General features: G+C 36.7%; 11 protein-coding genes. All 11 read left to right on the top strand.

Annotated features, from left to right (window positions below; genetic code table 11):
- Positions 1–448, top strand: a 448-nt coding sequence (tssB, locus tag A9G44_RS03595) for a type VI secretion system contractile sheath small subunit (RefSeq protein WP_065609223.1), incomplete at its 5' end; no start/stop codon positions are given.
- A gap of 74 nt (positions 449–522) precedes the next feature.
- Positions 523–2,055, top strand: a complete 1,533-nt coding sequence (tssC, locus tag A9G44_RS03600; protein ID WP_065590680.1) for a type VI secretion system contractile sheath large subunit — start codon at positions 523–525, stop codon at positions 2,053–2,055.
- A 27-nt stretch (positions 2,056–2,082) separates the two neighbouring features.
- Positions 2,083–3,435, top strand: coding sequence for a type VI secretion system baseplate subunit TssK (tssK, locus tag A9G44_RS03605; RefSeq protein ID WP_065609224.1), 1,353 nt, complete (start codon positions 2,083–2,085; stop codon positions 3,433–3,435).
- A gap of 10 nt (positions 3,436–3,445) precedes the next feature.
- Positions 3,446–4,111 carry a type VI secretion system protein TssL, short form gene (tssL, locus tag A9G44_RS03610; RefSeq protein WP_065609225.1) on the top strand — a complete coding sequence of 222 codons (666 nt, stop codon included), beginning with the start codon at positions 3,446–3,448 and terminating at the stop codon, positions 4,109–4,111.
- Positions 4,112–4,121: 10 nt separating this feature from the next.
- A complete protein-coding gene (locus tag A9G44_RS03615; RefSeq protein ID WP_065609226.1) occupies positions 4,122–5,882 on the top strand; it encodes an OmpA family protein in 1,761 nt (586 codons plus the stop codon).
- Positions 5,883–5,918: 36 nt separating this feature from the next.
- Complete coding sequence (locus A9G44_RS03620; protein WP_065590676.1) at positions 5,919–6,407, top strand: Hcp family type VI secretion system effector; 489 nt, start codon at positions 5,919–5,921, stop codon at positions 6,405–6,407.
- 77 nt (positions 6,408–6,484) lie between these two features.
- The gene (gene tssH, locus A9G44_RS03625) at positions 6,485–9,307 is read left to right on the top strand and encodes a type VI secretion system ATPase TssH (RefSeq protein ID WP_065609227.1); all 2,823 of its coding nucleotides are present in this window, start codon (positions 6,485–6,487) and stop codon (positions 9,305–9,307) included.
- A 20-nt stretch (positions 9,308–9,327) separates the two neighbouring features.
- Positions 9,328–11,775, top strand: coding sequence for a type VI secretion system Vgr family protein (locus A9G44_RS03630; protein ID WP_081298236.1), 2,448 nt, complete (start codon positions 9,328–9,330; stop codon positions 11,773–11,775).
- A complete protein-coding gene (locus A9G44_RS03635) occupies positions 11,757–12,686 on the top strand; it encodes a hypothetical protein (RefSeq protein WP_143426300.1) in 930 nt (309 codons plus the stop codon). The genes A9G44_RS03630 and A9G44_RS03635 overlap by 19 nt, the downstream gene beginning before the upstream one ends.
- Positions 12,687–12,703: 17 nt before the next feature.
- Positions 12,704–17,497 (top strand): toxin VasX, encoded by a 4,794-nt coding sequence (locus tag A9G44_RS13455; RefSeq protein ID WP_065609229.1) that lies wholly within the window; start codon positions 12,704–12,706, stop codon positions 17,495–17,497.
- 21 nt (positions 17,498–17,518) lie between these two features.
- Complete coding sequence (locus A9G44_RS03645; RefSeq protein WP_065609230.1) at positions 17,519–18,187, top strand: hypothetical protein; 669 nt, start codon at positions 17,519–17,521, stop codon at positions 18,185–18,187.
- The last annotated feature ends 165 nt before the right edge of the window (positions 18,188–18,352 follow it).

Raw genomic sequence — 18,352 nt, forward strand, 5'->3', positions numbered from 1 at the left:
AGATCTTCATACTGGTGGGGCTCAAAAGAAAGTTGAGTTACCTTTAAAAATTTTATCTATTGGTGATTATGGTCGTGGTAAAGACAAACGTCCACTTTCAGAAAAAGAGAAAGTATCCATTAATAAAAATAATTTTGATGCAGTATTAAAAGAATTTAGACCTTCTGCCAAAATTAATGTACCAAATACTCTTGCAGATGATGGTAGCGATATTAGTGTAGAACTTGCTTTTGAATCAATGAATGATTTTAAACCTGAACAAGTTGCAAGAAACATTCCTCAGCTTCGTTCTTTGCTTGCTATGCGTAATTTATTAAGAGATTTGAAATCTAACTTACTAGACAACGCTACATTTCGTTACGAACTAGAGAAAATTGTTAAAGATGAACAATTATCTGATGAGCTTCGTGCAGAATTAGAATCAATTGTATCTAAAAACACAAAATAAATGTTTTTAATAAATTATCTAGTTACTTTCGAAATAAATTATATCGTTATTGATGAACAATAAGGAAAAAAGCAATGAACGAAAAAACAGAACAAAAAAGTGTTAACCAAACCGTTTTAGAAGATAATGGTAGTGTTTACCAATCTTTATTTAATAAAATAAATTTAAATCCAATCCAAAAAGCTGGTGAGATCGATAAATACGAAGATAATGATGTATTATTTGAGTCCTCACAAGATGAACGTGTCACGATGGCTGTTGATATTTTACTCAAATTGATTCAAGGCTCATCTCAAAAAGTTGAAAAACTAGACAAACATTTATTAGATTACCATATTAGCCAAATCGACCAAAAACTGAGCCGACAATTAGATGCAATTATGCATAACGAAACGTTCCAAGAAATTGAAGCGACATGGCGTGGTTTAAAATTTTTAGTGGATCGTACTGATTTCCGACGCAACGTAAAAATTGAATTATTAGATGCTTCAAAAGAAGATCTTCGCCAAGATTTTGAAGATGCCCCAGAAATCATACAAACAGGGTTTTATCGTCATACTTATATTCAAGAATATGATACACCAGGTGGAGAACCTATAGGTGTAACTATCTCGAATTATGAGTTTGATCGAGGTCCACAAGATATTGCTTTATTACGTAATATTTCAAAAGTTGCAGCTGCGGCACATATGCCATTTGTTGGTTCTGTCGGTCCAAAATTCTTTGGTAAAGAAACCATGGAAGAAGTTGCTGCAATTAAAGACATTGCAAATTATTTTGATCGAGCTGAATATACAAAATGGAACAGTTTCCGCGAAACGGATGATTCACGTTATGTTGGCTTAACATTACCAAGAGTATTAGCTCGTTTACCTTATGGTCCTGATACAGTACCTGTCCGTAGTTTTAACTATATTGAAGATGTTAAAGGCATTGAACATAGTCGTTATTTATGGGCTAACGCTTCGTATGCTTTTGCTGCTAACATGGTACAAAGTTTTATTCGTAATGGTTGGTGTGTACAAATTCGAGGTCCACAAGCTGGAGGACTTGTCGAAGATTTACCTATCCATCTTTACGATTTAGGTACAGGAAACCAAGTTAAGATCCCAACTGAAGTTCTTATCCCAGAAACACGTGAATTTGAATTTGCTAATTTAGGTTTTATACCGCTCTCTTTCTATAAAAATAGAGATTATGCTTGTTTCTTCTCTGCAAATTCGGCACAAAAACCAGCGCTATATGATACAAAAGAAGCAACAGCAAATAGCCGTATTAATGCACGCTTACCATATATTTTCTTATTATCACGTATTGCTCATTATTTAAAAGTGATTCAGCGAGAAAATATTGGAACAACAAAAGATCGTCGAGTTCTTGAACTTGAGTTAAATAAATGGATTAGTAACCTTGTGACTGAAATGACCGATCCTAGTGACGAAGTTCAAGCATCTCATCCATTACGAGAAGCAAAAGTTATTGTTGAAGATATTGAGGATAACCCAGGATTCTTCCGTGTTAAAACATTTTTAATCCCACATTTCCAAGTTGAAGGAATGGATATTAATTTATCGATGGTATCACAAATGCCAAAAGCTAAAGCTTAATATCAAACAATCTGGGTGGTAGGATTCATGAAAATTTTTCGTCCTTTATGGAATGAAGGTGTCTTTTTGACACCTCAACAATTTCAGCAACAGGCGTTATGGCAACAGTTTTCCTCTCAAAAGTTAGCAGCTATGGCAGTAGCTAACCCATGGGGTATTGAAAAATTAGTCATAGATACGCAAGCACTGACAATCGATCGCTTGCAGGCAGAATCTATTAGTATTCGCTTTCGTGATGGAGTGCTGATTAATACTGATGCTGCTGATAAATTACCCGAAGCTAGAACACTAAATACGGATGTTCCACCTGAGCGTGAAGAAGTCATTGTATTTATTGGAATACCATTGCTACAAGCTAATGGGGGTAACTGTCTACAAGACAATCAACAACTTGAAAGACCACTTCGCTATCGACAAGAATGGGTAGAAGTGATAGATCTATTTGGACAAAATGCTGAAACAATCGCTGTTGAGCGTTATGCGTTAACTTTTTTATTTGATTTTGAAGATCATAGTGATTATTTAACATGCCCAATTGCATGCCTTAAGCGAGATCTAAATGGTCGTTTTGTACTTGATTTTGAATATCTTCCTCCACTAATTAATTTATTTACTCAAAGTGGAACATTAATAAAAGAGTTAGAACTATTATGTATCCAAATACAGGCTAAACGTCAACGTTTAATGGGCATGAGACATGAACGTAACGAACAAATGGCTGAATTTGCAATAGCTGATGTATCCCTGTTTTGGCTTTTAAATGCACTAAACACATTTGAGCCTCAACTTAAATTTTTACGTGATAATCCAACTATTCACCCAGAAAACCTTTACCAAACATTAACGGCATTAACAGGTGCATTGTTAACGTTTTCATTAGTAAATGATGTTGATAAAATTCCAGCTTATCAACACACCAACCTTAATGAAGTTTTCCCACCATTATTTGGATTAGTGCGTAATTTATTAGAAGAAAGCTTACCATCTCGAGTGATTAAAATTGATTTAGTCCATAATAAAGATACATTATGGACAGGTCGCTTAAACGATTCTCGTCTTGTTGAAGATGCTGATTTTTATCTCTCTGTACGTTCAAGTCTGCCTGGACATCAATTACAGTCTCAGTTTCCAATATTATGTAAAGCTGGTGCACCAGATGATGTAAGGCAAATTATACATTCAGCATTATCGGGTATACCAATAAAAGCGCTTAGCCATGTTCCGGCGGCAATACCTATGCGTTTAGAAAATCAATATTTTGCACTAGATCTATCGCATAGTGCAGCAAAAAATATGTTGCAAACTCGCTGTTGTGAGTTTTATGTGCCAAGAGCAATGCCAGATATTTCACTAGAACTTTTCGCAGTTTTGCGATCATAGGGTCAAGATTATGAGTATAGAACCACAAACAATAGTCATTGATGAATTATTACGAGATTCAATATTAGTTGTTGTCCAATTAAAAGCGAAAGCGGATATTCCATCAGGACATAAATTATATGAACTTTGTAAACAGCAAGTGACGACCGTTCGTGAGACGTTATATAAGGCACAATATAGTCAAGGTGTGATTGATGATATAAGTTATGCCCTATGTGCATTATTAGATGAAACAGTATTACTTCGCCATCGTGATAAACCCGAAAAACAAGATTATGATGAGTGGTTAGGCGCACCATTACAAGTCATCTTTTTTAATACACATAATGCTGGTTATGATTTATTTGAAAAAATTCGCGGACGCTTAAAAGCAGATAAAAAAGATCCATTAGTATTAAGTTGCTTTGACAGAGTGCTTGGGCTTGGCTTTCAAGGGTGCTATCTAGATAAACCTCAAATGGAAAGGGAACACTTGATTTTAGCCCTGCGTGAAGCTGTACGAGAGTACGAGCCAGAACAAGCTCATCCTATTGTTGAACAAACCAAAACTTATCGTTATTTAGGACGCAAAACAATACTGTTATCTTGTACTGCGTTATCCGTTTTGTTGGTTATTGTTCTTTACTTTTTATTAGATTATCGACTTGATACGTTGATTAAAAAAATTGTAGGTTAAAGGGGAATTTATGAGCGATTACCCTAAACGAATTCAAATTATTTATGCTGCTATATTAAGCTTATTGTTACTATTTGTATTTTTACCAATAACAGTCGGTTGGAAAATTATTGGTACGATTTTAGTTTTAGTTATTGCAGGTGGATTGCTATGGCGAATGCAACGCTATCGGCGGATGCTTGCTTTATCAACAACAAATATTGACTTTTTAACCCAAAAGCTTGATTTATTACCAGCAAGGCAACGTTATCGATTACCTATCTTATTGGTAACTGGTAGTGCAGCAAAAGACTTTTTCCCAGAAGATCTATCCATAGCAGAATCGAATATTGTTGTTTCATCCGAAGCGGTATGGATTTATGTTGAAGAATATTCTCATTTACCTATCGTTTATGATTCATTAATTTCAAAATGGCCAGATATGATAGGGCGAGTAGGCATATTTCTTGCTTTAACGCCTGAACTTGAGGATAAACAAGGGTTATTCATTGCTAAACTACAGGCATTTCGTCAATCATGGGCAGATACATGTCGCATTGCAAAATATCAACTGCCTGTTTACTTATCGACACATATTGGTCTAAATAATTTAATTTATGATGAACAAAATCCATTACCTGTTTATTGGTTTCAATTAGTCGATCACAAATTATTTCTGCTTGATCGTTATTTATCGCCTCTAAACAATTGGGTTAATGATATTAAAACGCCTTCAAGCGAACGAGAAAGACGATTACGATTAAGACCATTGCTAAACGAAACACAATCTTGGATTGAACAAATCGTATTATCAACATTAATTGATCCAAAACAGCCTATAGCAAAATGTAAGCCAACGGGGATAGCGATTTATCCTATAAATCAATCTATTGTAAATAACAATATTATGCAAAAACAATGGGAAAGCATCACGACTTTACCACTGCCAAATAACCATAAAATTGAAGATAATGTAAGTCCGCCCGATTCCTTAATTAAATTTATGCCAATAGCTTACCCATTTTCGCCTATTGCCACGATGGTCTGTGGATTAATTACAATCACGTCCATATTTATTATGGGATGCTTAGGCGCATCTTTTTGGAACAATATTAAACTTTCTGATCAAATACAAAATGATATTCGACATTACCATTTAATTTCGATGGACAGTTATGAAGAAAAGCGACAAGCACTTGAGTTACTTAAAGACGATAGAGCAATGTTAAATCAATATTTAGCTCAGGGGGAACCTGTTCGTTTAGGTATGGGACTTTATCATGGACAACAATTACTTGAGCCTTTAAATGTCTCTATGAGTGATTATGTTGCTAAACCACCAGAGCCAGAAAAAATTATTATTAAAGAAGAAAAAGTTATCATGAAAGAAGTACCGTCCGTGATTCGTCTAGATAGTTTAGCATTATTTGAAAGTGGCCAATCAAGCTTAAAATCAGATTCAACCAAAATATTAGTCAATGCGTTAGTTGAAATGAAAAAACAAATAAATGCTAACCACGGAACAGGATGGCTTATTTTAGTTGCAGGGCATACTGACTCCACTGGTGATGAAAATAAAAATATTCAATTATCACTTGAGCGTGCAACAGCAGTACGAAACTGGATTATAAAAGCTAGTGATATCCCTGAAACCTGTTTTGCAATACAAGGGTATGGAGCAAAAAAACCGCTAGTTAGTAACGACACTCTGGAAGGTCGAGCACAAAACCGGCGAGTAGAAATTAGCTTAGTTCCTCAAATGTCAAATTGTATTTTGGCAAATGAAAACTAAGAGTGTTTAATAATAATCAAAAAAGGAGTAAAAACAATGGCAGTTCCAGCGTATATGTTTTTAAAAGACGATGGTGGTGCAGAAATTAAAGGTTCTGTAACTGTAGTAGGACGTGAAGGTAGTGTTGAAGTGGTTGAATTTGATCACAAAGTCTACATTCCAACCGATGGTAATACAGGTAAATTAACCGGAACTCGCGTTCATAAAGCACTTGAATTTGTTAAAGAAGTTGATGCTTCATCACCTTATCTTTACAAAGCTGTAACTACAGGCCAAAACTTAAAGTCTGTTGAAATCAAATGGTACAAAATTAATGATGCAGGTCAGGAAATTGAATATTTCAACACATTAATGGATAACGTAAAAATTGTTTCTATTAAACCTGAAATGCACAACATTAAAGATCCAACAAAAGAACAATACAATCACTTAGAGCGTATTGAATTACGTTACGAAAAAATCACTTGGACTTATAAAGATGGCAACATCATTCACTCAGATAGCTGGGTTGAAAGTAGAGCCTAATGTGGTTTTTGTTGATTCTGTCATTACGGCAGAATCAACATTTTTTTATAAACAATAACATAACGAAAGGAATAGTAATGATTGCCGATCCTTCTGTTTTATTAAGGCGACTCAATCCGTATTGTGCAAGAGCACTTGAAGCTGCGGCAGAATTATGTCAAACGAGAGCACATCCAGAAATTACACTTGAACATTGGCTATTAAAATTATTAGAACAAGGTGCAGGTGATATTTCATTTATTGCAAGACATTACCAACTAGATATGGACAAAGTCTGGCAAGGGTTATTGAATTATTTAGACATTTTACCACACACAATTAATACAAAACCTAGTTTATCGTCATCGTTGATTGCAGTATTACAATCAGCATGGTTAAAGGCTTCACTTGAAGATCAAGAAGATGTCATTCGTTCAGTACATATTTTACAAGTGCTACAAGAGATGCCTCATTGCTTAAAAGCACAAGATGCATGGCAATTGCTTAGCTTATCCGTTGTGTCATTACAAAAAATGCGTACTCAATTAAATGAAATATCAGATGAAAACCCAGTAAATCAATACAGCTATCATTCAAATAATGATATCGATAGTACATCCCAATCAAAAATTGATACTAATCAGGATTCGCAAACAGCTGAGACTAAAAATAACCAACAACAAGCTGTGCAACAAAAACATTATCAAGCAGCGCTTAGTCGATTTACTGAAGATATTACCGAAAAAGCGAAAACAGGTAAAATTGATCCTGTATTTGGTCGCGATAGTGAAATAAGGCAAATGATCGATATTTTATCTCGTCGTCGCAAAAATAACCCAATCTTAGTGGGGGAACCTGGCGTAGGTAAAACGGCATTAGTTGAAGGATTGGCGCTTCGTATTGCAGAAGGCAACGTGCCTAAGAATCTTGAAAAAGTTAGCATATTAATGCTTGATCTTGGCTTACTACAAGCTGGTGCTGGCGTAAAAGGTGAATTTGAACAAAGATTAAAAAATGTGATTGAGGCTGTTCAACAATCACCGAACCCAATATTACTTTTTATTGATGAGGCGCACACCATTATTGGTGCAGGCAATTCAGCTGGTGGAGCTGATGCAGCAAATTTATTAAAACCTGCACTAGCTAGAGGTGAATTACGTACAATTGCTGCTACAACATGGTCTGAATACAAACAATATTTTGAAAAAGATGCTGCGTTAGAGCGTCGTTTTCAAATTGTTAAAGTTGATGAGCCTGATGACGAGAAAGCCTGTCTTATGCTACGTGGTTTAAAATCACGATACGCAAAACACCATGGTGTACATATACTGGACGAAGCTGTTAAAACAGCGGTTTCGCTTTCTCGACGTTATATCAGTGGTCGTCAACTGCCAGATAAGGCCGTTGATCTGCTTGACACAGCTTCAGCAAGGGTTCGCATGGGGCTAGATACAATACCTGAATCAATCACGTTGCTTGAAGCAAAAATTGCCTCATTGACAATAGAACAAGAGGCAATAGAAGCTGATGTAATATTAGGCGAACAGCTATCAACAGATCGTATGAGGGAAATCGATTTACAACTAGACGAATTACAAAAAAAATTAACCAATCAACAAATACAATTTGAAAAAGAGAAAAAACTTGTTGAAACACTAATTGAGTTACGACAAAAATTAACACTAAAACAAGATAAAAAAATTCAAAAGCAACTGATTTCAACACAGCAAAAATTAAGTGAACTACAAAAAAATTTACCTTTATTGTCACTTGATGTTGATAGCCGAATTGTCTCTTCAATTATTGCCGATTGGACCGGAGTGCCATTAGAAAGCCTACTAAAAGATGAACAAAGCCATTTGCTTATGTTAGAAGATGATTTGCGTTTACGTGTTGTTGGTCAAGATAACGCGCTTTTTGACATCGCTAAACGGATTCGTGCCGCAAAAACGGGGCTAACCTCAGAAGATGCGCCGATGGGAGTATTCTTATTAGTCGGACCATCTGGTGTAGGTAAAACCGAAACAGCTTTAGCTTTAGCTGATACACTCTTCGGTGGCGAACAATCTTTGATCACCATTAATATGTCAGAGTATCAAGAAGCTCATACCGTATCACAACTCAAAGGATCACCACCAGGATATGTGGGTTATGGTCAAGGTGGAATATTGACTGAAGCCGTCCGTAAACGCCCATATAGCGTTGTATTATTGGATGAGGTCGAAAAAGCACATCGTGATGTATTGAATCTATTTTATCAAGTATTCGATCGTGGTTTTATGCGAGATGGTGAAGGGCGTGAAATTGATTTCCGTAATACCTTAATATTAATGACTTCTAACCTAGGCAGCGATGAATTAATGGCATTATTTGACGAAATGCCAAATGCTGATATTGCAACACAGCAAGAATTATTGCGCCCTATTATACGTGAACACTTTCAACCAGCATTATTAGCGCGTTTTCAAACTGTCATTTATAAACCATTAGATGATGTTGCACTGCGCAAAATTGTTGAAATGAAATTAAATAAAGTCGCCTCTCGATTACAAAAACACTACAAAATTGAGTTTAATGTTGGTCAAAAACTTTACGATACTTTAGTTTCAGCTTGCTTATTGCCAGATACAGGTGCTCGTAATATCGATAGTATTTTAAATCAACAAATCTTACCAGTAGTTTCTAACTTGTTACTACAGCAGGTTAATAGCCAAAACAATCAATCACTAACGTTACAACTCGACTTTAGCGAAACAGATGGCATTGTACTTGAATGGGTAACGAAAAATAGTAAAACTAAGCCAACAAAAGCTAAAAAGGCAACAACGGTAAAAAAAGCATCCTCAAAAGTATCAAAAATAGAGGAAAAAGACAGTAATAAAAAACAATTAGAAAAAGAAACAGCTAGTCGTACAGAGTAAAAAATAAATAGGAGAACAACATGTCAAACGAACTTAATCGTCTTTTAAGTCAACTCGGTGACGGGTTTAGTGATTTAATGGCAGGTTTGAGTGGGGTTAGCCATAATCGCTATACCTTAACGGTTGACGGGCTGGGGGCGCCGATTTCGGTTTTGCATATTGATGGTGATGAGTCGTTAAACCAGCCTTGGCGTTATGTGATTACTTTTACCAGTACTGATAAAACCTTATCGCCTGATTCCTTTCTTAATCAAAAATCGACCTTCTCCTTTAATCCTGTTATCAACAAACCATTAACTTCCGCTATCCGCTCATTAAGTGACTTGCCCACGTTGAGTAATAAACGCACCTTGCATGGGGTGATTACTGAGTTTAGTCAGTTATCGGTCAATAAAGATGAAGCCCATTATCAAGTGGTGTTATCTTCGTGCTTAGCACGGTTGGCTATGGGGAAACATAATGCGATATTTCAAAATCAAAGCGTGGTCAGTGTGGTTGAAGAAGTGCTACGCAGTCATGGTTTAACGGGCATTGATTACCGTTTAGAGCTAAAAGATAGCTACCCTGAGCGGGAGTTTATTACGCAGTGGCAAGAAAGCGACCTTGAATTTATTCAACGCTTATTGGCTGATGTCGGTATCTGGTTTCGCTTTGAAATGCACGCTGAGCACAACTGTGATGTAATGGTGTTAAGTGATTATGAGCAAGGCTATGCGCAGGTGGCTGATATTGACTATAAACTACCCAGTGGCATGGCAGATACGGGCGTTGAAAGTGTGTGGGATATCAGCTTGCATAGCGAAGTGGTGGTCTCCTCAGTCAAGGTACAAGACTATAACTACCGTGATGCCCTAGCCGATTTACAGGGCGAAATAAACACCCAGCCCAAAGACCTTACCACCTATGGCACTGACTACCGTTATGCCGAGCACTATAAAGGCTTAGATAGCAACGGCCAAGAGAACCCGCAAAATAGTGATGATAATCGTGATAATGACAATAACACTCACGATAATCAGATTGAAAGCGGCCAATGGTATGCGCGTATTCGCCATGAACAGGCCATTAGCCAGAAAATTATCCTCAAAGGCAAGAGTAACCACTATAACCTTGCTCCCGGTCAATGGATTAACATCAATGGCAGTCCGCTGGCAGATATCAATGACGGGGTGATTATTTTAAGTGTGCAGGGGCAAGGTAATCGCACTGATGCCTATGAACTCACCTTTACCGCCATTCCTTATCAAGCTTTAAAACCCTATCGCCCTGCGCCCATACGCTGGCCACAAGTTAGTGGCACATTACCTGCCCGTGTCACCAGTCCCAACCATGACACCTATGGCTATATCGACACTCAAGGGCGCTATCGGGTTAAATTTAATGTTGACCTGAAACAATGGAAAAGTGGCACGGAAAGCTTATGGGTACGTTTAGCCAAACCTTATGCGGGTAACACCTATGGTTTTCACTTTCCATTAATTGACGGTACCGAAGTGGCCATCGCCTTTATGCAAGGCAATCCTGATAGGCCATATATTGCCCATGCAATGCATGACAGTGCTCACCCTGACCATGTCACCACCATCAACAAACACCGCAATGTCATTCGCACGCCAGCTAATAACAAACTGCGCATGGATGATAAACGTGGGCAAGAGCATATCAAACTGGCTACCGAATACGGAAAAACTCAACTTAATATCGGTCACCTTGTTAACGAAAAAAAAGCACAACGTGGTGAAGGCTTTGAGCTGAGAACCGACGAATGGGGCGCGATAAGAGCGGGTAAAGGGCTGTATATTACCAGTGAAGAACAAACGCAAGCAAGTCATATACAGCTACAAATGGACAATGCTGTTAAAGAACTAGCGCAAGCGGCTGAAATGGTTAAACGGCTCAATGAACTTGCCGAGGCCGCCAAAGCTGAACTGGCTGATTTACAAACCCAAAAACAGCTATTTGAACAAAGCTTAAAAGAACTAAAACAACCGGGAATACTCACTTACGCACCAGCTGGCATGGCGGATGTCACCCCAAGTTCAATTCAACACACCGCAGGTGAAAACATTATCCAGACAGCACAAAACACGGTTGATGTTAGTGCGTTTAAACGCTTTATGGTCACTGCGGGTAACATGATAAGCCTATTTGCCAACAAAATGGGCATAAAGCTATTTGCTTCGCAAGGTAATGTCGAAATACAGGCTCAAAATGATGAAATGCAATTAAGTTCAAAACAAAATATGACAATTACCAGCACCGACAGCGAAGTGATTATATCAGCCAAGAAAAAACTTGTATTGGCATGTGATGATGTTGCTATTGTAATTGAAAATGGCGGGATAAAAATGCTCGTCCCAGGTGATGTTCAGATTGAATCTGCTAGCTTTCGTATATTAGGACCTGCAAATTACCAAGTACCAGAAGTTGAATTACCGAAAGGTAGCCAATGCTCGGAGACAATATAGTGGATACATTACAACAACAGCTAAATAGTGAAGATAACAAAAAATACTATCGTTATTTATTAATTGATATGCTTGGCGTAACCAGTGAATTAAGCGAACTTTATCCACAACAGTTAAAACAACTTTTACCGCCAAAAAATATTGAGGTGGTTAAGCGTCCAGAGTTATTACATGAATTAACGTCTTGCCCTCATTTAGTCTGTATTGGTCACCCTAATCAAGATGTCAATACAGATCTATTATTTTCCTCAATGGTTCAAGTTGGTGAAGATTTTTTAACCACTAAACCGTATATTTGCGGTTGGCTTGTAGCGCAACAAACGATTGATGAAATTGCACAATGGTTACCTAAAATAGGCTTAATATTGGGCGAAATGTGTTCAATGCGGTTTGTACCCTTTTACGAACCGTTTAGAATGCAACTTTTACAAGATAGCCAACTGACCGATCCAAATTGGATAAATGTGTTTTTCCCAACTAACTTAACTTACTACTATATTGATATACAACAAAAATTAAGAGTTATCGAACCGAATAAAGATAATCAGTTACTACCGTCAAGTTTGCCACCTAAAATACGTTTTTTTCAAAAGGAATCTAACAATTTATTTAGGCTATATGTTAATTGGTATGACATCAAAGAAGAAATTAATCAAACCGTTGGCGAAAATGATTTAATAACATTAATAGAGCATTACTATACGGCAAGTTTACTTGGCTTAACAGACATTAAAGACAGAACGATCTATGTATTTTATTCCATGCAGTATGGTGATCTACAACAACATGAAAAAATCAGCGCTATCATTGACGATGTTGCTTTGCAGTCGCCAGGAACATTATCAGAGCAATTTTTGGCCATCAATTCAACATTCCAAGCATTATTGAAAAACAACAAAAATAAAAAATAGAAATAAGGAAAAATGAAATGGATTCTAATAACAAAAACAACAAGAACAATAATTCAGACTTCGAAGACGACAACGTTGAAACTAATCAAGCGCCACCTGAAATTACGCCTGAGCTAATTAATGAAGCCGCAGCCAATATGAAATTGAGCAATGGTAAATGCGGTGCTTGCCAGCGTTCGGGTTTTCCACTTTTTTTAGTCCGAAAAAGTATTGTGCCTAAAAATTTTAAAGGTATCAAATGGGAGCAAGGCATGTTAGCTCTAGGCGATCGAGAACCTACAGAAACGTTAAAGCATTTTAAATATGCCTACCGAACGTTAAGAGAAGGGTACGTCTATATTTTGCTACACAAAAATAAATCAGTTAAAGAATGGGAGGGAACCAATCTCAATTTATTAAAAGTGAAAGCTTTTGAAGTCACTCATTCTGGAGCTTTTCGGTTGAGAGAGTTAAGGGATATCAAAGGATCAAGACCAAAAGAGCTACCATCATCTTGCGTTACAGATGGGCATCAGTTTAAAGCGAAATTTATTACATTAGATAATAAAATTTATGATAAAGCATGGATAGCCTATAGCCCTTATCGTTGGGATAAAGAAGTCATTGAATATTATCGCAAAAACGAAGAAAGCCGAGATAAACGTTTTACCGTTGTTGATTTAACCAAGACTAATCCTATTGATATGACTGATTCAAAACATCAAAGAAGTTTTTCTTTTGGTGATTTTATCCGTAAAGCTAATGATAATCAAACACAAAGTTCGCATAAGCCCAAAGCTAGTGAACCAAATGACACAGAACAAAATGATGAGAATACCGAAGCAGCGCCCATAAAACGCTATCTAGTTGAAATAGAATGTAGTAATAAAGAAGTGCTTGACTATTTTGATGAAAAACAACAAAAAAATTATCGAGATAAATTAACAAAAAAATCAACATCATTAAACACCCCAATTGACCAAGCGATAGGCAAAGGTATTTTTTATACTAAAAAAGTCGATTTAAACGAAATCGTAAACAGTAGCACATCAAATATACTTAATTATTTTAAACCTCTTTTTTGTACTGCTAGCCATTTTAACTCGTTAAAAAAAGAAGCGGGTGGGCTGAATGAAAATTTTAAAAAGACGATAAAAGGTTACCAAGGTGAAGCGCGAGAAAATTCAAATTATCAAACTAATGAAATTGGCGTAATATTGATTGAAGACTCTTTTGGTTTAGCCGAAGAGCTATCAGTACAACGAAGACAGTTATTAGCACCAGTAATTAATGGGCTTGCAGGCCGAAGCCAAGAGCAAACCATTGCGATTCAAAAAAGGCTAAGAAAAAATTTGGGTAAAACCATCCCAGAGATTATTCTTGAAGAATCAACACAGCTAGGTGATGATATTGACCCAGATATTATTAAATCATTTTATGCAGAAAATATTTTAGATCTCCAGTATAACCAGCATTATAAAACGGTGGATGAAAAACTTAAAGTATTGGACTTTGCATTACCAACGCAACAATGGTTATCGGGAAAATATCGAAATAAAGCCTATGAAGTTATGGCTAATTTAGTCGGTAAAAGAACCAAAGCCATTGAAGATTATTTTACTAATCAACAAAGTCAGGCATCAGAGCACCCCTTTCTTTACTTTAAACCTGAAACCAGTTATGCACGTAACCAATACAATAGTATTGAAAATTATAAAGATATACTGAAAGTCAATAACCAAATTGAGGATGCGTCAGAGTGTATTTTATTTGCCTTTTATAAACCAAATGGTCATTATAATAAAGATTTAAAAAGATATGCCGAACAAGAGGCAAAGTTAGTGCTAAAAACTGAGCTTTATAAAGGAGATAATGGTAAGGACTTATTGGATAAAATTTTTGTGTTAGATGTGGTGGGTGATACTGAATTTGCGATCGAAAACAAATTAGCAATACGAGGCATACCCGCTTTTAGATGGGCTTATAATCAAGTTGCCCGTTTTTTTTATTTTAGGTATATCAGTGAGATCAGTTTAAGTGGATCTGGAATGGATAATTTACCACCATTGGGCGATTATCAACTTATTAATATTTCAGATGCACAAAAAAAAGAGATTTTAGCTATTTATCAAGAAAAGAAAAAATTACGCACAATAAAAGGTTATGATGTTGTAGCTGTCAAATATCCCAACGCTAAAGACAAAGTTGCCGAATGGAAAAGAAACCGAAGCTGGAACAACAAAGAATCAAAACGTCTTAATAACGAATCAATAGCCAAATATAAAGCGTTAGATAAAACCCTTTACCAAAATTTATTAACCTATGTTGAACAAGTATCAGAAGATTATTTGACATATCTATTATGGTTGTTTGGCGAAAAAAACACTGTCCCATTTTGGTTAACCGAATGCGATCCCGATACCTCTGACCAACATATTCTCGTGCTATCCAGTTTGTTGATTATTTTAGATAATGATTCTGTCGGCAACTTTTATTTAGATAAACAAGCCAATCTGTGGGCAATGCTGATAAACAATAAAAACAGCATTTATCATTATTTAATCGAGGGCTATGAAGGTGCTTATTCACTGTTTAATGTTACATCAGGAGATATTCCCGAAGCTGATAAACAGTTAACGCAAGAGGTCAAAACAATTTTAGCTAATCGTGGTAAAGAAATACCAAAAGGAAACACCAAAGTCAATAATCCTTTGTCGGGTGCTAAAAAAAATATCAAAAAAATCAAACAAATCTCCAATTTAAAGCTTAACGGTAATGTGACTGTCGGGGCTTATATAAAAGAAGAACTGATCAAATTATCAATGAGTAATATCGCCAAAAACCTTTCTAATAATAATACCTATAACCTTAAAACCGAAGTGGTCGATACTCACTTGATTAAAGCGATGAATATGTTTTCAGTAGCAGCGCATAAACAATATAGAGTAAAAGTGCCAGTATCAAATCTGCAACAATTTTTAGATAATCTTGGTAGCTCAGCGCAGGTTGTGTATGCCCAAAGTAATAATGGCAATCTAATGACCTCCAATGGCACCCGTATACGCGGGAACTATTCGTCAACGCAAGAAAGATTTAGAGTGAAAAAACGAGACCTACCTAAGGCAAAAGGTACATTTGTCGAACTAGATATGTTACTGACATTTAGCGATGAAAATGAACGAATAAAGTTTGAACAATCAATGACCACTAGCCGAGGCACTGCGAATGTAGATAAATTCAAAGATGTCAATGTAATTGAATATGAAGAACTAAACGCAGCTAAATTTCAGGGACAACAAAAATGGCGAACTGCCGTGTATGATACATCAGTATCTGGTGCAATGAATGTCTTTACGCTTGCTTATCAATATCTACAAATTAATGCTTTGAAAGCTAACCTGAACACATTGACTGATTCAGCATTTATCGACAAAGTTTCAAGAGCATTATTAAGAACCTATCTTGATATCGCTTTAACTGCTTCTTATGCCATTCTTGATGGCATAAAACTAAAAGCACTGTTTTGCGAGCGTGACAAAACACTTACCGATTTACTTGGTAAAATTGGTAAAGCTGGCAAAATATTAGGTTATGCGGCAAAAACGATTGCCATAATCGACAGTTTTGGTGATCTATGTCGCTCAATGAATGCCGTAACCCGTGGTGATCCTGGCGCGGTAGGGTTTATGATAAACTCAACCATTGGCTTTGCCGCAGCAGGGCTTGGCATGGTATTGGGCATTGCCGCCCCGTGGACAATCGTGCTGTTTTTAGCCCCATTTGTGATCAATTTTCTATTTGGTACTTATGACGACGACAGTAACTGGGACGAAATGGACAAATGGATCAACCGCTCAATTTTTGGTAAATTTGCTCGCAATGACTTATATCCGCCTTATCCCATTAGTGATACAGGCAACTACTTATCCGAACAGGATTTTTACCTTGCTTCGCGCAAAGGAACTTGCCGAACTGCGCATTACGAGGTGCCCATTCGTGAACTGCTTGAAGAAGGCAAAAACAATAAAAACGAAGCACCACCCTATAAAGTCAACGGCATAAATGGCATAGTCTGGGGATCGGATGATATAAGCGAAATCATTGATATCATAGAACAAACCCCAAACACTTCACTGTACAAGTTACATTTAGTGATGCAGTTACCCGATTTTGTTAAGAATAAAGCCGCATTTGAAGGCGAGATCACCATCCGCCATCGCGGTGAACAATTCGATACTATTCTGCAGGTTAGTCATGGCGGTAAGGAATTAACTGTTCAACCGATTCAATGTAATACCAAATGTTTTAAACCAGTGCATAAAAATATGGTAAGAAACAAAAAGCAAGAAAGTTATGACTATTTGCAAGCTGACCCCGATAAACAAAATCAAGCATTAGAAACTTGGTATAAAATGCAACACACCATTGATATAACAGTGAAATCAGATCCTTATGAAGAAGACAAAGACACCACCCAAACCGATACTAATACCGATATTAATACCGATATTAATACCGATACTAATACCGATACTAATACCGATACCGATACTAATACCGATACTAATACCGATACCGATACTAATACCGATACTAATACCGATACAACATCATCTAAGACTAAAGCACCTGATGTAGGCTTATTTGGAATTAACCAGCTATTAGGTCGAGTAAATGGTGAGTTTGAAGTGATTTGCGCAATTCAATATTGGCCAGAAGGAAAAACCGACAGCGATGGTAATGCGGTCTTTCCTTATCTGCTCTCTTATCAGTATCAAGTAATTAACTGGATAGACTCGTTGGTAAACGATATTACCGGCGCAACAAAATAATCTTAATAAACAGGAGCTATAATGACAAAAAAACTAACCATCATTGCATTACTCATCAGTAGCGCACTAATTATATTTTTACTAAAAAGTTGTAATAATTACATGTATAAAGACCGCATACAGGAAGAAAATGATCGTATTAACCCTACCGGCAATAGAGCGGTTTGCCTCGCTGTGGGCGAGCTATATGCAGATATGTACCCCTATACCATTCATTATCTTGAAGGGGAAATAGATCCTAACGATCCTTATGACAAAATCGCTGCTAATAACGAACTTAACTTAAAACTATCCCTTTATGCCAAAGAGGGATTATTTACCGAAGAGCTGGTCGGTCACGATGGCGACAAGCCACTATACCGCTATAATTTAACGGATGAAGGGCGTAAATATCTTGATAAAACATGGTGGGGCGGCACAAATTTCTGCTTTGGTCGAATTGTAGTTGATAAAATTGATGAGGTTGATGATCAGTTGCAAGGAATGCGCATGATTTATTTTTATTACCATATGGAAAACGTGCCAAACTGGATAAAAAATAAGGATATTTATAGCTTGTATCCTGGCTATGGCGGTTTAAAGGAGGCTGTATTGGGCGATATACCCGCTCCAGGGACTCATTACTACAACATTCAATATGATGGTAGTTTAAAATTGACGGCGGGGACTAGTGGTCACTATGTTTTATAAGCATAAATCATGGGGTTATTAATAGGCAATAATCATGACAAAAAAACTAACCATCATTGCATTACTCATCAGTAGCGCACTAATTATATTTTTACTAAAAAATTGTAATAATTACCTTTATAAAGACCGCATACAGGAAGAAAATGATCGTATTAACCCTACCGG

Origin of the sequence: Gilliamella sp. Occ4-3 (genome assembly GCF_001690675.1) — a bacterium.
GTDB lineage: Bacteria > Pseudomonadota > Gammaproteobacteria > Enterobacterales > Orbaceae > Gilliamella > Gilliamella bombi.